This window comes from Sediminibacillus albus (assembly GCF_900101125.1).
GTDB classification, from domain to species: Bacteria; Bacillota; Bacilli; order Bacillales; family Amphibacillaceae; genus Sediminibacillus; species Sediminibacillus albus.
In genome coordinates this window covers 727,807-743,886 of the sequence record NZ_FNFL01000001.1, presented here as the reverse complement: position 1 = coordinate 743,886, position 16,080 = coordinate 727,807, and the positions used below count along the sequence as shown (strand labels likewise).

The following is a 16,080-nucleotide window of genomic DNA, read 5'->3' as shown; positions in this document are numbered from 1 at the left end:
AGATGATAAAAAGAGGTTGGGACAAAAGGATAGTGGCCAAAGCAAAAATCGAACTCGTTCGATTTTTCTTTTCTATTGTTACATATAACCCGCAGACCCAGTGACAACTCTGTTTCTTCCTTCTAACAAGGTTGGTGCTTAAACTTGCGCAGGCAGCATGCTTCGCTTTCCGTGGGAACGGCCTCTTCCGGGTTCTCAGGGCTCGTGCTGTTTCCACAGCGCCGTTTATAGCCATTGCGTCTCAATCGAATGCTTAAAGAGGGCACTTTAAAACTTCCTATGTTGTTATCGCTCGGTTTTTGCAAGTGGAGGTAGGTTATGTCCCAACCTCTTAAATCTTGGATCAAGGTTTTTTCTTGCTTCGCCTTTCTGTTACCAAGGAGGAATAAATTAAAGCTCCGATCAGGAAAAGACCCATATATCCTATGAGCGGGTAAAAGAAAGCAACAAGATCAGTAAACCCGACAAAGCTTGCAGCGAAGGCTGCAGTTAATGAAATGAGGATAAATCCTTTGAACTTTTTAGTTCCTGTTTCTGTAAAACGGGCACCGAAGGCAAAGAACATACTGACTGCTGTATTGAAAATCATTCCGAATAAAATCAAAAAATAAATGAGACCCAAAACAGGTGAAATATCATCGACAATCTTTAACAGGGGCATGTCAAACTGGGCAGCTGTCTCCACTTTGGAAAAAATGGCTAGGTGGCTCAATAAAATAAGGATACCAAGGCCAAAGCCGCCAGTCAGCCCGCCCAGCGCAGCAGTTCTCTCGTTTGGTTCTGCGCCGCCCATGACTAGTGACATCGAAGCACCTAGGGCAATATTAAAGGAAACATAGTTAACCGCTGAAAGGAACCAATTCGGCAGTGCAGATGGTTGTTGCTTAGCAGCTGCATCCAATGCGGCAAGCGGTCCGTCCATCGTAAAAGCACTGTAAATGGAAAGAAGGATGACGGCGATGATTAATAATGGAGTAACACTGCCGATTACTGCGACGACACGGCCTACCTTTAGCATGGCGGTAAAATAGACGAGCACAGCCATTAATAATGCTCCAACGATGGAAGGCATGCCGAGCTGTTGATCAACGATTGATCCTGCTCCTGCCACCATGACAACTCCAACACCAAATAGGGTAAATATAATGACATAATCGACAATAATTCCAAGATAGCGTCCGCTAATCTGATAAATTGCGTCCTTATGTGATTTGGTCTGCATCCGGCTGCCAAGCCGCGTCAATGTCATCCCTAAATACGAAAAGAAAATGGTAGCTAGAAAAGCAGCTGCTGTTCCGATTAGCCCGAAACTGGTAAAGTACTGTAAAACTTCTTGTCCGGAAGCAAAACCTGCACCGACAATGATGCCGATAAAGGCGCTTCCCATCTGTAAAACTTTCTTCATGTTGTCCTCCCATTATGTTGATGAAAAATCTGTTTATTAATCCTGATAAATTTGTTTTTGCTCTGCTGTTAATAGAACTTATAGCAGACTTCCCGTAAGCGTTTGAATGAACAAAGACTGGGAGGATTATGACTCTCCTGCAGATGCTTGATAAATTGCTTGAATCTTCTCATGAAATTGCATGATTGGCACAAAGCGGGATTCTCTCAAGGCTTCTTTTCCATTCACATATAAAAGCAGAACAGGAGCAGTAAAAGCAAGCAGCTGTCCTGCTGCTGCCGGCACCTTTTCTGCATTGACCGCAGCGGCTTCTATTTCCGGAAACTGTGTTAAGACTTCCTCGACCTGAGGAAGCAATCCGTGACAGACACTTCAGTGAGTATTCCAGATAAACAGAAAGCTAAAACGATTTTCTTCGATAAAACACTCGATTTCTCCTATAGAAGTTAGTTCTTCCATTTAGGCAATCCCTTTCTCTATTTTTGTGATTTTTTTATCATAAGATTTTAACCGGTTATATCGCAAGAAATCCGACTTTTTCAGATAATTTTTTAAAAACAAAAAACGGAAAGGGTGGGGAGCTGTAAGAAAAGGAAACTAGGTAGTTTATTAATCCTTTAGATGATACCGCCCGGATTGATGGGATATAGTTTCCCCTCCAAAGCAAAGGAGGTTTTGCCCGTTTCTTCAGATACGATTAGAACAAGAGCATCACTTACTTCCGATAAACCGATGGCTGCCCGATGTCTTGTGCCAAGGTTCTGCTGACGAACAGTTTTTTGGGTGAGGGGTAAAACATTGCCCGCGGAAATTATCGTATTGCCATGGATTAGCGCTGCTCCATCATGGAGGGGGCTGCCAGGATAAAAAATAGATTCGATCAACGCATAAGAAACCTCTGCTCCAACATGCGTGCCGGGGGTTATAACCCTTTCAAGCGGGTCTTTCCGCTGAATTACGATTAACGCGCCATGTTTCCGTTCAGAAAAATGTTGGACTGCAGTCGATAACGCCTGATGGCGGTCGGTATATGGAGACAAATAAGCATTTAAATAATACGAGGCAGCAGCCATTTGCAGGTCGTTAAAGATATGGTGGACTTGCTCAAACTCGTTTAGTATGCAGCAATTTTTGGTTTCAATCGTATGGAGCATACGTTCGATATCTTCGGTAATTTGGTATAAGTATTGCTTCAGGTGTTCCTGCATAGGACTAGATAGACCTATCTCCGCGGCATCCATTGTCGCATCGCTCCCTTCCGGCGGTAATTATGATTAGGTTTTCCTTTCTCGTATAGGTTATTCCCTTCCGAAGCAGATGGAGTATTACTGAATATAGACAGTACCGATACCGTTCATTAGGATATGACTTTTCAAAGAGGTTGGCCGGTATATCATGATATAATAAGAGCAGTTTTTAATTTTTCTCTAGGCAAAATAACATCCTCATAAAGGAGGCAGATCCATGGATCCATTAGACATCATCGGCAATCTACATACTGTCAAACCTGTTTACCAGCCAATTGTCAGTGCTATTAGACATACAGTGATTGGGTATGAAGTGCTGGGCCGCTGCCATAATGGTAAGGAATGGGAAAGTCTTGGGCCTTTTTTTCAGAATCCGGAAGTGCCCGAAGAGTTTAAGGTGGAAGTTGACCAGCATTTGCTCCAGATAGCTATTTCAGAAATGCTTGCTTTCAATAAGGAAGGGTATTTGTTCATTAATCGCAATGCCAAACAATTGATGGTAAACGACGGGGAAGACTTGTTGCAAATGCTGCTTGAGTTTGAAGGAAAAGGATTTGCAATGGACAGAATTGTCATCGAGGTAACCGAGCATGACTTTGATGAAGCGTTCGAAAATCTTGATCATTTACTGCTTTATTACAAGACTTTTGGCATCCAAATTGCCATTGACCATGTCGGGGCGAAAAGCTCCAATATCGACCGTATCCGGCAGTTGGAACCTCATATTCTCAAAATAGATACCAACAATATCCGCAGCCAAAGCAATGATGGGTTTCAGGATATCTTACATTCCTTGTCATTGCTGGCTCGGCGTATTGGAGCTGCATTGCTGTTTGAAAATATAGAAGATAGTTATCAGTTGCATTTTGCCTGGAAACATGGCGGCCGTTATTACCAAGGGTACTACCTAAAGCACCCAGCCTTTGATTTGGCGGAAAATGACGGATTATCCGTCAATGTCAACGATAAAATAGCTGCCTATATCCAAAGGGAAAAAGCATTAGTTGAGCAAAGGCTGAACCATGTCCTCGTATGGGAACAAAAGGTAAAGAACCATCTTCCCCAATGGGATGGATCAAGCAAAGTAGATAGGTTTATCGAAGGTCTTACCAGTTACTTTGAAGAGGAAAGCTTTCGGATGTTTATCTGCGATAGTGATGGCCGTCAGATATCTTCCAATTTCCGGAAACGTGAAGAGGACTGGGAGATAGAGTTGCAAAAAATCGGTTCCAACTGGGCTTTCCGGCCTTATTTCCTGGAAAATGCCATGCAGATGAAAACATGGAACAGAGGCATTTTATCCGAAATTTACTCGGATATCGAAACAAGAGAGTTAATAAGGACCTTCAGTTTTCCACTGACAAGCGAGTACTTTTTATTTATTGATATCAAGTATGCGTTTATCTTTGAAAATGAGTCGCTGCTAATCTAATCAGTTAAAATCCCTAATCCTACTGGATAGGGATTTTTCATGTCAAAAGTCTTATCCTTTTTATTGGAGAGGTATCAGCAATTAATTGGTCTTTTATAGTTCAATTACAAGTGAAGAAAAAAGTTAGTTCGTTCAATTGATAAACTAAGATAAATTCGTTATAATGAAAGGGCTTACATCATTAAGAGGGAGAATCTGCCGACTGGGACAGGGAGGTTCTTTTTCCGAAGATTTAACGGGAGGAGGGTTGCAGGTAACTTTTTTTGTGACTGCTTTGCAAAATTTTTTAAGAGGGGTGTATGGATGCTAAAATTACTAAGAAAACCAATAGCTGCTGGATTAGCTTTTTCTTTAATTCTTCCGGCAGGAGCAGCCGGTGTAAGTGCTGAAGAAACCTATGATCCAGTTAGTGCGCTGGATGTGCGTTCGCTTCAGGACAGATATGAGGATTCTTTTGCTATTGGGGCTGCAGTTGAACCTTACCAACTTGAAGGAATACAAGGAGAAATACTAAAGCATCATTACAACAGCATTGTAGCTGAAAATGTCATGAAGCCGATTAACATTCACCCGGAAGAGAAGCGTTACGACTTTGAAGAAGCAGATAAAATTGTCCAGTTTGCTAAAGAAAATGATATGGAAGTGCGCTTCCACAATTTGGTCTGGCACAGCCAAGTACCAGATTGGTTTTTCCTCGATAAAGAAGGGAACAAAATGGTCGAGGAAACTAGCCCGAAACAACAGGAAAAGAACAAAAGGTTATTACTTAAGCGCCTGGAAAAACACATAAAAACGATTGTGAAGCGCTATAAAGACGATGTGGATTCTTGGGATGTAGTTAATGAAGTAATCGATGAATATGCATCCAATGACAGGGCTTTACGCGAATCACCATGGTATCAAATTACCGGTACTGACTATATTAAAACGGCGTTTGAAACAGCGAGAAAATATGCTGATGAAGATGCAAAGCTTTATATCAATGATTATAATACCGAAGTCGAACCAAAACGGACTTACTTATACAACCTTGTAGTAGAGTTACTCGAAGAAGGTGTTCCGATTGACGGAGTTGGTCATCAAGCCCATATTCAGTTGGGCTGGCCATCTTTACAGGAAACAGAGGATGCCATCAATATGTTTGCAGATTTAGGGCTTGATAACCAGATCACAGAACTGGATGTTAGCATTTATGGCTGGCCGCCGGCACCAGCATATGAGTCATACGATGCGATTCCGGACAGTGTCTTCCAAACCCAGGCCGACCGTTACAGTGATTTATTCGAACTGTTTGAGAGATTAGATGATAAAATCAGCAATGTAACCTTTTGGGGTATCGCAGATAATCATACATGGCTCGATGACAGGGCGGAAGAGTACAATGATGGGGCAGGAAAAGATGCACCGTTTGTCTTTGATCCAGATTATAATGTCAAGCCTGCTTATTGGACTATTATCGACTAATCATATCAACGACTATCAAGTTAGGAGAAGGACTGTTCCCAAAGTTGACAGGGGCAGTCTTTCCCTGTTTACGACGATCTATCAAGGAGGGGGGAGCTATCCTAAGTCTGTGTTCGTCAAGATTACAGGGACCAGTTTGCCAATGTCGATTCGTGCAGAATTTTTTATAAAAAGGAAAAGACTGCTCTCCGTTGCCAAGAGAGCAGTCCCTTATTAAAATACTTTAGTTGTCCAATCCTCACAGTTCCATACATCGGTAACGACGCCTTGGTAAAAGTCCGGTTCATGTGAAATTAGCAGTACGCTTCCTTTATAGTCTTGAAGCGCGCGTTTAAGTTCCGCCTTTGCATCAGGATCCAAGTGATTGGTCGGCTCGTCCAGTACGAGCAAATTTGTTTCCTTGTTAATCAATTTGCACAAACGTACTTTTGCCTTCTCACCGCCGCTTAACACTTGTACCTTGCTTTCAATATGCTTCCTGGTCAACCCGCACTTAGCCAGGGAAGACCTTATTTCTTGCTGAGTTAAATGGGGGAACTCCTCCCAGATTTCCTCAATACACGTGTTTCTCGTTTCTTCTTTTAATTCTTGCTCAAAATAGCCGATATGCAGATGATCACCCAGTTGTACGGAACCAGATACGGCTTTAATTTCGCCTAGAATACTTCGCAGAAGAGTCGTTTTTCCAATACCATTGGCGCCGGACAAGGCGATTTTTTGGCCGCGCTCCATTGCAAGATTGAGCGGCCTTGATAAAGGCTCACCATATCCTATCACAAGTTCATTTGTTTCAAATAGATACTTTCCTGGTGTCCGTGCCTGCTTAAAGTGAAATTCAGGTTTTGGCTTCTCAGCATCTAACTCGATAACATCCATTTTATCTAACTTTTTCTGGCGTGACATTGCCATTTTGCTTGTTGCCGCATTGGCTTTGTTCCTCGCGACAAAGTCTTTTAAATTGGCAATCTCTTTCTGCTGTTTTTTATAGGCTGCTTCCAGCTGCTGCTTTTTCATCTCATACACACGGAGAAATTCGTTATAGTCACCCGGATAGCGAGTAATTTGCTGATTTTCCATGTGGTATATCAAGTTCACCACACTGTTAAGGAATGGAATATCATGGGAAATCAAAATAAACGCATGGTCATATTCCAGCAAGTAATGTTTCAGCCACTCGATGTGCTCGACATCCAGATAGTTGGTCGGTTCATCGAGCAGGAGAATGTCCGGTTTTTCTAATAAAAGCTTGGCAAGCAATACTTTGGTACGCTGCCCGCCGCTTAAGTCATGGACGTCACGATCAAGCCCATATTCATCAAGGCCTAGCCCGTTGGCCACTTCATCGACCTTTGCATCAATCGTATAAAAATCATTGTTGGTTAGTGCATCCTGAATCCTTCCCGTTTCCTCAAGGATTTCTTCTAATTCCTCTGGTTCGACTTCTCCCATTTTTGCATAAAGGCCATTCATCTCTGCTTCCATATCATACAAATACTGAAAGGCTGTCCTTAATACGTCACGGATGGTCATGCCCTGCTTTAAATCGGCATGCTGGTCCAAGTAACCGATCCGGGAATGCTTCGACCAGGTGACCTTCCCGGCATCCGGTTCCAGTTTTCCTGTAATAATATTCATGAAGGTGGACTTTCCTTCACCGTTAGCCCCGATCAGGCCAATATGTTCTCCTTGTAATAACCGAAAAGACACATCATCAAAAATTGCGCGATCTCCGAATCCGTGGCTTAAATTTGAAACTGTTAGTAAACTCATCATTAAACACCTTTTCTTTCAAAAGTTCATCCTTTCTATTATATAGGTGATTTACTAAAAGCGATAGGGGAGATTACAGGTTTGGAAAAATCGATCTCCATGGAATGTACGGAGAGAGTCAGTCTGTCCAATAATTGGGGGATTTTTCCTGTGTGTGCTATCATAGGATAGATTGTCTATGAGTATCGTTTAACGTAAAATTGGGTCAGTAAGTTTTTTGTAATGGTAAAATTAATACACATAGCCCTTGATAATGCGAAAAGAGGAGGGGCAGTATTTGAATATAATACTTAATGAAAAGTTGATAAAAGATAGGTGTGGTACTGTTTCCTTTAAAAGCGGAGATGCTTTTTACCGTGCGAATAAAGTCACTTTCGAGCAATATGGCCCTGGGGGATGTGAAGCGACAGTTGCTGGAAAAGAAGATTTTCATGTTGTCATTAAAACAGATGCCAATGGAGACCTTCAATCGATGTGCAGCTGTCCAGCTTTGGCAGGTATTACAAAGGACTGCCAGCATATCGCTGCTGTGTTATTGGCTTTGTATGGATGGCAGCGCTCAGGCAACAATCTGGCCCTGCATGCTTCCGCTAACCGGGAGCTGTCTAATGACTTATTATCGCTTTTCCAGGAAAACAGGAAACGAACGAGCGGCCATCAGTCCCATTTTGAGGACAGGGAAGTGGTGGAGGCTGTGTTCACCTGTAGAGTGATCAATAGACACGGACAAGGCTTGATGTTCGGAATGGATGCCGAGATAAATGGAGCCAAGGTCGATGACATCCAGATATTTCTTCAGCGGGTGAAAGAAAATGTTCCGGTTAGCCTTACCTCTAAGGTCACGTTTGATTTGAATGTACACTGCTTTGCCAAAGAAACAGATGCGGTTGTTCAGCTGCTTACTGAGATCATTGACTATCAGTCAGTGGCAACAAATGCAATGGAGCGCGGCGGCAACAATATATTAGTAATCCCGCCATCAGCCTGGGAAAAGCTTTTACCTTTGCTGCAGCACACTGCTTATGCGAATTTGGACGATCAGAAGCAAATTTACCAGGGGATACATGTTTCGAAGGACATCCTGCCTTTGCAATTTGACCTGTTGGAAACAAAGGGAAAAGGCTATAGCTTAAAAATTACCGGACTGGACCGGGCGGTTGTGATGGCTGCTTACAATACTGTCATTCATGATGGAAAAATTACCTTGGTGGATAGCCATGATGTTAAGCGTTTAGAGGAGTTAAAGAGAATGCTTGATGCAACCGGCAGAGATGAAATACCGATTGCTCCCGAGCAAATCAATTTTTTTCTCGAGAAAGTGGTACCCGGTTTAAAAAATTTAGGAAAAGTAACTATTTCGGAAGGTTTCGAGCAACAGTTTGAGAAGACACCGTTGGAAGCTAAGTTGTTTCTCGACCGTGTGAAAAACCGTTTACTTGCAGGACTGGAGTTTCACTACGGAAAGATCGTTATCAACCCCTTGGAGATTAGCGAAGCAACTTCGAAACCAGTGGTTTTTAGAGATATAGAAAAAGAGGAACAGATTCTAAGGCTGATGGAAGATAGTTTGTTTACCAAGTCGGAGAGCGGCTACTTTATGCACAATGAAGAACTCGAATATGACTTTTTGTATTACATGGTTCCCAAACTGCAAAAGCTGACACACATTTACACAACAACAGCGATAAGAACACGGCTCGTTAAGGAAAATGTTTTTCCGAAAATCAGGGTGAGAGTGAGTAAAGAACGGACCAATTGGTTAGAATTCAAATTCAATCTGGATGGGATTCCACATGAAGACATCCGCGGCTTGCTGGAAGCGTTAGAGGAAAAGCGCAAATATTACCGTTTACGATCGGGATCGCTCCTATCCTTGGAGACAAAGGAATATCTGGAGATACACCGTTTTCTTCACAACCTTCCTGTACACAATGGTGATCTGGAAAACGGACTGCGTGTCCCTGTTGAGCAAAGCCTTGACATACTTGATTCCGTGGATACGAGCGATATTCTCCTTGCCGAGGATTCATTCCGCCAGTTTTGGAAGGATATCTGCCAGCCTGCACAGTCTGCGTTTACGGTGCCTGAGAGTCTTGCGGGAATATTGAGAGATTATCAAATCCATGGTTTTCAATGGCTGAAGACGCTGGCCAGCTACGGTTTTGGCGGGATTTTGGCTGATGATATGGGACTGGGAAAAACCGTGCAAAGCATCGCTTATATTTTGTCAGAGGTGTCCGCAATTCGTGAAAAGCAGCAGCCGGTACTAATTGTTTGTCCATCGTCTGTCACCTACAATTGGGTGAAAGAGCTGGAGAAATTTGCGCCAGATCTTCAGACACTTGTGATAGACGGCGCCAAAGAAAAACGGATCAACCAGCTTCAATTGATTACTGGAAAAGATGTGATTATCACTTCTTATCCAATATTGCGCAGGGATATCCCCAGTTTTCAAAAGGTTTCCTTTCATACGGTGTTCTTTGATGAAGCCCAAGCCTTTAAAAATCCAGTAACTCAAACGGCAAGAGCCGTTAAAAAAATTCAAGCCAGCCATCGCTTTGCTCTTACAGGAACACCGGTGGAAAATTCACTTGTGGAACTTTGGGCGATTTTTCATGTTATTTTTCCCGAGCTTTTTTTAGGTTTACAGCAATACAGCAATCTTACCAACAAAGCAATTTCCCGGAGATCCCGTCCATTTATCCTGCGCAGGCTGAAAACGGATGTACTCAAAGAACTCCCGCAAAAAAGCGAAACAATTGTATCGACAGAGCTGCTTCCGGAACAGAAAAGGTTGTATGCGGCCTATCTTGCAAAGCTGCGTCATGACACGCTTAAGCATTTGGATAAGCAAACTTTCCGAAAGAATAAAATTCGCATATTAGCAGGTTTAACCCGGCTGCGCCAGATTTGCTGCCATCCAGGCTTGTTTGTCGATAATTATCAAGGCAGTTCGGCGAAATTCGAGCAATTAATGCAGCTGGTGGAGGAAGCTATGCTTTCCGGCAGAAGGGTGTTGATTTTTTCGCAATTCACCAAAATGCTTGATCTCATAGGGAGACATTTAACGGACAAGCAGCTTGCTTACTTTTACCTTGATGGCCAAACCCCTTCAGAAGAAAGAGTGGAAATATGCGATCGATTTAATGGCGGGGAACGCCAGCTGCTGCTAATTTCCTTAAAGGCTGGGGGCACCGGGTTAAATTTAACTGGTGCCGACACGGTAATCATGTATGACAGCTGGTGGAATCCAGCCGTCGAGGAGCAGGCTGCTGACAGGGCTTACCGGATTGGCCAAAAACGTGCTGTCAAGGTCATTAAGCTGACAGCACAAGGAACGGTTGAAGAAAAAATGAATGAACTGCAAGAGAAGAAACGGCTTCTGATCGAAGAAGTGATTGATTCGGAGGACGATAAAGCTTCCGTACTCACCGAGTCAGATATTCGCGAATTATTAATGATCAATGAAAATTAGCTGAAATGGAACCATCATATAAATCCACTTGCAAAAACTGAACGTTAACAGCACGAAGGTTTACAAGGCCATCTTCAAGCATTCGATTGATGACGCCATAGATATAAAATAACGATGGAACAGCAGATGATTCCGTACTAGCGTTTATCGGATAAGCGCTAGTACACCGCGCTCTCAAGTAAATCAGAAGCATTTGTGGACTGCTGAAAACCGTTCGTAGACTTTCAGCGGAGGAAATCCACGGAGACTCCTGCGGGATGAAAGGCCTCGGTGGTTATGCAAGGTAGTAAGAAAAGCCGTATCAGCGCAGGCAGAATACATAGAATCCAGTGAGAACAGCACGAGTCTGAAGGCCCCGGAAGAAGCTGTTTTTGCTTTGAGGACAGGAACGCTTCAACTGTGTCCTAGGGTTATCTTAAATAGGAGAAAAGCAAAAATCGAACGAGTTCGAATGTTAGAGATTTCGAATCATCGTTCGATTTTTGTTTTGGCCATTATCCTTTTATCCCAACCTCATTTTTATGGGGAATTCGCGTTGATTATTCTGACAGCCAGTTTAAGAATCAAGAAAAATCCTGAAGCACGTTATGTGTGTTAAAGCTGTAATCAATCGATGCAAAGAGAAGCCCAGCAAAACACCGGTTTACATCCGGATTCGATTGATAAGTATGATAAATACTTCCGCTGATATACCTTAAAGCGAGTGACTGAAAGGAAATTGAAAGGTTCACAAAAATTTCATTTTTTGATTTTTTAGCAAAATTTGTCGAAAAAGCACTTCTAAAACCAGGGAGCTTATGATACTATATAATTACATAATTTTGGCAAACTTGTTGAAAAACAAGGACGCAAAACTACGAATCTAAGGCTGGTCTCTTAGCTATGATAGTCGGGTTGCAGGAATCATTTTATACTCGTTATAAAAGATTTTAAGCCCACAGCTATCCGTGTGGGCTTTTTTCTTTTCTATAAAATATAAGCTGCCTATGCAGCGTTTAAAAAATCAGGGGGAATACGTATGACTAAGTACACTATTAACGTTGTTAGTTCTAGCAAGACAATTGAAATGGAGGTTAAAGGTTCTTTTTCTTCAGAAGACGTAAAGAACTTTGTAACTGATTATCAGAAAAAAGTAAATTCTATCGATGCCAGCTCCTATACGTTGGATGTCGATTGTACTTCAATGGATCTGCTGACCAAAGATATGGTTCCGAGTCTGGAAAATTCCTTCAAAATGTACAATGAGTCTGGATTCAATAAAGTTGTCTTCACAATTAAGAAAAATCCTGTTTTGAAGATGCAGTTAAACAGAATAGCAAAAAGTGCTGGCTTAACCAATTCAGAAGTAGCAGAAGTTGCATAATAAAGAATGAAAAGGCTTGGCAAAAGCCTTTTTTTCATGTTAACTATCAGAAATAAAAAAGGGGAATGACGAGTGAGTAATATTAGAATAAAGGGAGTAGACATCTACCACCCGGCGACATCTGTTGATAATCAATTCTACCTAGATCACTTTTCTAAAAGGGGTAAAAATATTGAACGTTTTCTCGAACATATGGGAAGAGGGCGAAGGTATATCATCGATAACGATGGGGAAAATGGCTTGACGATGGGAATCACAGCTGCGAAACGCGTGCTGGAAAAGCTTGAATTAACGGGGGAGGAAATTGATATGATTGTATTTTCCACTCAAGTCCCTGAGACCACATTTCCAGCGAATGCTATGTTTATCCATGATGCCATTGAAGCGGATCATGATACGATTATTCTTGATTCGAATGCGAATTGCGCAGGGATGACTGTCGCAGTTGAGCAAGCAAGTCACTATATGAAATCGAATATTCATGTGAATACGGCATTAATTGTCGGTTCGGATTATAACTCGCTTATCAGCAATCCGGAAGATGAAATCACCTATGCAAATTATGGGGATGCAGCAGCCGCAGTCATCCTGGAAAAAACAGAAGAAGAAACTGGTTTTATAGATGCCGTCTATTTCACTGATTCCGTCAATCGTGATAAAATTATGTATCCTGGGAATGGATTATCGAACATGAAGCAGAAAGAAGATAGTTATATTAAATGGCTTCCTTTCGATGGCGATATTGCTATGCCGCCAACTTTTGCTATGCTGGAAACGATTCTGCAGAGAAACAATATCCCTGCAGATGAAATTAAAGCATATTGTTTTTCCCAGTTCTCCCTTGCCAATATCTTGAAAATCCAAGATGAGCTTAATATAAAGGATAACCAAATTATTTATGTAGGAGACAAATTTGGATATACGGGGACAAGCAGTCCATTTCTCGCTTTACATGAGGGAATAGAAACTGGAAGAATCCAGCGTGGTGATCACGTATTATTTTGGACGATTGGTGCAGGATACCAGCTTATTGCGATGTTGATAAAATATTAGTTCATCTAAGGAAAATAAGAACGGCCCTCGGACGTAGATGCGAGGGTCGTTCTTTTATTTTTCCATATTAAACCAAAGGGGATCCTCGTTATCTACATCGCCATTATAGTTGATCAGGATTTCCTCACCCGCTTTTATATCGGTATAAGCAAAGTAGTCAAAGGTGTGTTTTGAGAAATTAATATCATAATCAGCATTCGGTGTATAGGAATGGTTGAACAGCATTCCATATCCAAGCACCACGGCTGTATGGTTTTTACCATATTCAAACACATAATCATCAAGGATTGTTTGTTCGATCAATTCATGCTGGTCATTAGGATAGGGAATCACTGGAGCCTCATGGATGAGCTCCCCTTTGGCGATATCACGTGTAGCGAATACCCCTCTATTGAATTCTCCGTCACTAAGTGCAGAAGTTTTAATCTCAATCAAATATGTCACCTCCGCGGTCTTTTTTTATTTATCTCTCCAGAATGCCAGTTATCAAGAAATAAAGCAATCGTTTCAACTTCATATTTAAAGTTTTTCTATTTATTTCCCAGGAGCAGAATGAAATAAACAAGGGGGGGAAGCAGGAATACCCAGCAAGGTTGTAGAAAGCTAAATCGAATCATAAAGATTTGCATTGATAAATAATAAGGAGAGATATAAACATGCGTTCATTCGATTATCAAATTGTGCAGGCTCCCGCCTATCGCGCCATCGGATTAAAATGGGAGGGGCCATACACGGAAATCACTGAGCTTAAACAGATGATTAACCGGATGAGTTTGAGAGTTTCAGAGTTAAGATATGCTGTTGAGCCAGACATTCAATTGGGCTTATCCTATCATACCAGGCTGGATGGTTTCGTCCATTTTTCTCTGTATCAAGTGAGCGAGGAACAGAAGCTGCCTGATGGGATGATTGAAGTATATGTTCCGTCAATGACTTATTTAAAGACGCAGCACAGAAAAGGACAAGATATTAGCCGAACTTATCAAGAGCTGGAAGCGAGCGAGTACCAAACCTATACAGAGGACGGGGGAGAGTATTTCGATAATCTGCCTATCAAACATGAAAGATATCCGGCTGAGCGTGATGCACAGGATCCCCATTTCGAAATATTGATTCCAGTAATAAAAAAATAACGGGTTACAGGGATTTTCCTGAAATATCTCACCGGTGTATAAGGATAGTGCGGATTAAACAATCAACCCGCTGATGATGTACAATGCCGTCGCAATGGCCGCTCCAACCGCACAAAATTTCAACTTATAGCGTGCATAATCAACTAAGGGCATTTCCAAAATGGAGGCTGTCGTTATCGTTGTATCGCCCAATGGTGAAGTCATCGCTCCGAATGATCCGCCAGCAAACACAGCCCCGACAGTCATGATTATTGATGCATCCGTTGCTGTGGCTAATGTAAATCCTAAAGGCATGAACAGACCCCAAGTTCCCCAGGAGGAACCAATAAAATAACCAACAACGCAGCCTAAAACGAAGAGAATTGCCGGTACTGTGAATGCCGGCAGAAAGCCTCCTAATGTAGAGCTTATAAATTCAGAAAAACCTAAGTCTTCTGCTGTTAAAGACAATGCCCAAACTAATACAAGCAAAATGATTGCCTGCATCATTTGATTGCCTCCATCAATAAAGTGGTATAGAACTTCATTGACTGGCTGTTTACGGAAAATATAAAAAATAAACGTCAGTACAAGTGTCATAAAAACAGCCAGCAGCATTACAAATGTAGCATCTGCCTCTGAAAAGGCGGCAAACACGGTCGTCGCTCCTTGGTCCATCCCATCCTGCCATAATAAGTATAAAGAAAGCCCGAGCAGCAGAAACAAAGGGACGATTAAGTTCCAAGGCTGTGCTTTTACCATGCTTAACTCTTGTTTTACCCCAAGCCGGTGATAGGGGTGTTGTTCATCCTCGATGCTGGCGCCACCGTTATTTGGTTCTATTTCCTTATTCCTGGAAGTCCAAAAGGTTCTTGCCAGTCCTAATAACAGCATAATAATCGCATAGAAGTTAAACGGGATGCTCATTAAAAAAACGCTATAGGGAGTCAAGGATAATCCGTGTTTGTTAATGCCATTAGCGACAAGCGATACCATGAAACCGACAAATGCCGTAGCCACTGGGAGCAGGACAATCACAGAGGAGGTGGAAACATCCATCGTAAAGCCGACCTTTTGCTTGGAAATATTCAACCTTGCCATTAATGATTTGACGACTGGGCCGATCATCATTATCCGGAACATCGGCATCATAAAAGTGAAGGGCAGCGTTAACCAAATTAAGCCTAACAATCCGCGTTGCGATTTTACTTTCGTTCCAATCCACTCGGAAAACCCTTTAATCCCCCCTGATATTGTCATCATTCCAACAAGCCCGCCAAACAGATATAAAAATCCGATGATTTTAATATTCGTTTCATCGGTAAGGGTAGTAACCATATATTCGACCGTTAGCCGGGAACCGCTTAACAGTCCTGTTTCTACAATGAACGAACCAACTAAAATCCCCAATACAAGACCAGGCAATATTTTTTTCAGCCAAATCGACAGGCTGATGACTATCAAAAACGGAATAACAGAAAGCCATAAATGTTCCAAACCCAAACCTCCTTAAGTCACTCCTATATTTCCCGCTTTTGAAGGCATCATACAATTTGCCGAATTAATGAACGTCTCATGTGGTTGCGTGTTATCGGTATCAAAAGCCTGTCAGTAAAAATCTTTTGGGTTTCAAAGATGATTTTATTTTGAAAAAACAAGGGAAAGTTTTGCAGGCAGGAGGAGGACAAGAAATGGTCCGAATGTCCGTTCGTTTATAAGTAAGAATATGCTATAATTGATGTAGATAATGTTCTTTTAG

Annotated in this window: 13 protein-coding genes and 1 riboswitch; of the genes, 6 read left to right on the top strand and 7 right to left on the bottom strand. The window is 42.0% G+C overall.

Going from position 1 to position 16,080, the window contains the following annotated elements:
- Positions 1–343 precede the first annotated feature (343 nt).
- From BLR93_RS03785 to cdaS, 3 genes are all read right to left on the bottom strand, one after another.
- Positions 344–1,405, bottom strand: a complete 1,062-nt coding sequence (locus BLR93_RS03785; protein ID WP_093211358.1) for a YkvI family membrane protein — start codon at positions 1,403–1,405, stop codon at positions 344–346.
- A 126-nt stretch (positions 1,406–1,531) separates the two neighbouring features.
- Entirely contained in the window at positions 1,532–1,762 is a 231-nt protein-coding gene (locus BLR93_RS03780; protein ID WP_245690049.1) for a thioredoxin family protein, read from the bottom strand.
- Positions 1,763–2,022: 260 nt separating this feature from the next.
- On the bottom strand, positions 2,023–2,646 hold the full coding sequence (gene cdaS, locus BLR93_RS03775; protein WP_217629269.1) for a sporulation-specific diadenylate cyclase CdaS: 624 nt from the start codon (positions 2,644–2,646) through the stop codon (positions 2,023–2,025).
- 223 nt (positions 2,647–2,869) lie between these two features.
- On the opposite strand from cdaS, the gene BLR93_RS03770 reads away from it, so the two are divergent.
- Positions 2,870–4,084: an EAL domain-containing protein gene (locus BLR93_RS03770; RefSeq protein ID WP_093211356.1), complete on the top strand. Its 1,215-nt coding sequence runs from the start codon at positions 2,870–2,872 to the stop codon at positions 4,082–4,084.
- Positions 4,085–4,387: 303 nt separating this feature from the next.
- On the top strand, positions 4,388–5,548 hold the full coding sequence (locus BLR93_RS03765) for an endo-1,4-beta-xylanase (protein WP_093211354.1): 1,161 nt from the start codon (positions 4,388–4,390) through the stop codon (positions 5,546–5,548).
- A gap of 213 nt (positions 5,549–5,761) precedes the next feature.
- Here the strand turns inward: BLR93_RS03765 and BLR93_RS03760 are convergent, their stop codons facing one another.
- A complete protein-coding gene (locus BLR93_RS03760) occupies positions 5,762–7,318 on the bottom strand; it encodes an ABC-F family ATP-binding cassette domain-containing protein (RefSeq protein WP_093211352.1) in 1,557 nt (518 codons plus the stop codon).
- A 277-nt stretch (positions 7,319–7,595) separates the two neighbouring features.
- On the opposite strand from BLR93_RS03760, the gene BLR93_RS03755 reads away from it, so the two are divergent.
- Positions 7,596–10,793 carry a DEAD/DEAH box helicase gene (locus BLR93_RS03755; protein WP_093211350.1) on the top strand — a complete coding sequence of 1,066 codons (3,198 nt, stop codon included), beginning with the start codon at positions 7,596–7,598 and terminating at the stop codon, positions 10,791–10,793.
- On the opposite strand, the gene BLR93_RS17695 is transcribed toward BLR93_RS03755, so the two are convergent.
- The gene (locus tag BLR93_RS17695; RefSeq protein ID WP_139184384.1) at positions 10,780–10,986 is read right to left on the bottom strand and encodes a hypothetical protein; all 207 of its coding nucleotides are present in this window, start codon (positions 10,984–10,986) and stop codon (positions 10,780–10,782) included. The two genes, BLR93_RS03755 and BLR93_RS17695, sit on opposite strands and share 14 nt — an antisense overlap.
- Positions 10,987–11,606: 620 nt before the next feature.
- Positions 11,607–11,695: riboswitch (cyclic di-GMP riboswitch) on the top strand.
- Between the two features lie 116 nt (positions 11,696–11,811).
- Between BLR93_RS17695 and BLR93_RS03750 the strand changes: the two genes are divergently transcribed.
- Together BLR93_RS03750 and BLR93_RS03745 are read left to right on the top strand one after the other, a co-directional pair.
- Positions 11,812–12,156, top strand: a complete 345-nt coding sequence (locus BLR93_RS03750) for a hypothetical protein (protein ID WP_093211348.1) — start codon at positions 11,812–11,814, stop codon at positions 12,154–12,156.
- A 72-nt stretch (positions 12,157–12,228) separates the two neighbouring features.
- A complete protein-coding gene (locus tag BLR93_RS03745; protein ID WP_093211346.1) occupies positions 12,229–13,209 on the top strand; it encodes a ketoacyl-ACP synthase III in 981 nt (326 codons plus the stop codon).
- Between the two features lie 54 nt (positions 13,210–13,263).
- Here BLR93_RS03745 and BLR93_RS03740 read toward each other — a convergent pair whose 3' ends face one another.
- Entirely contained in the window at positions 13,264–13,644 is a 381-nt protein-coding gene (locus BLR93_RS03740; protein ID WP_139184383.1) for an SET domain-containing protein, read from the bottom strand.
- Between the two features lie 221 nt (positions 13,645–13,865).
- On the opposite strand from BLR93_RS03740, the gene BLR93_RS03735 reads away from it, so the two are divergent.
- Positions 13,866–14,342, top strand: coding sequence for a GyrI-like domain-containing protein (locus BLR93_RS03735; RefSeq protein WP_093211342.1), 477 nt, complete (start codon positions 13,866–13,868; stop codon positions 14,340–14,342).
- Positions 14,343–14,396: 54 nt separating this feature from the next.
- Here the strand turns inward: BLR93_RS03735 and BLR93_RS03730 are convergent, their stop codons facing one another.
- A complete protein-coding gene (locus BLR93_RS03730; protein WP_093211340.1) occupies positions 14,397–15,818 on the bottom strand; it encodes a Na+/H+ antiporter NhaC family protein in 1,422 nt (473 codons plus the stop codon).
- Between the last annotated feature and the right edge of the window lie 262 nt (positions 15,819–16,080).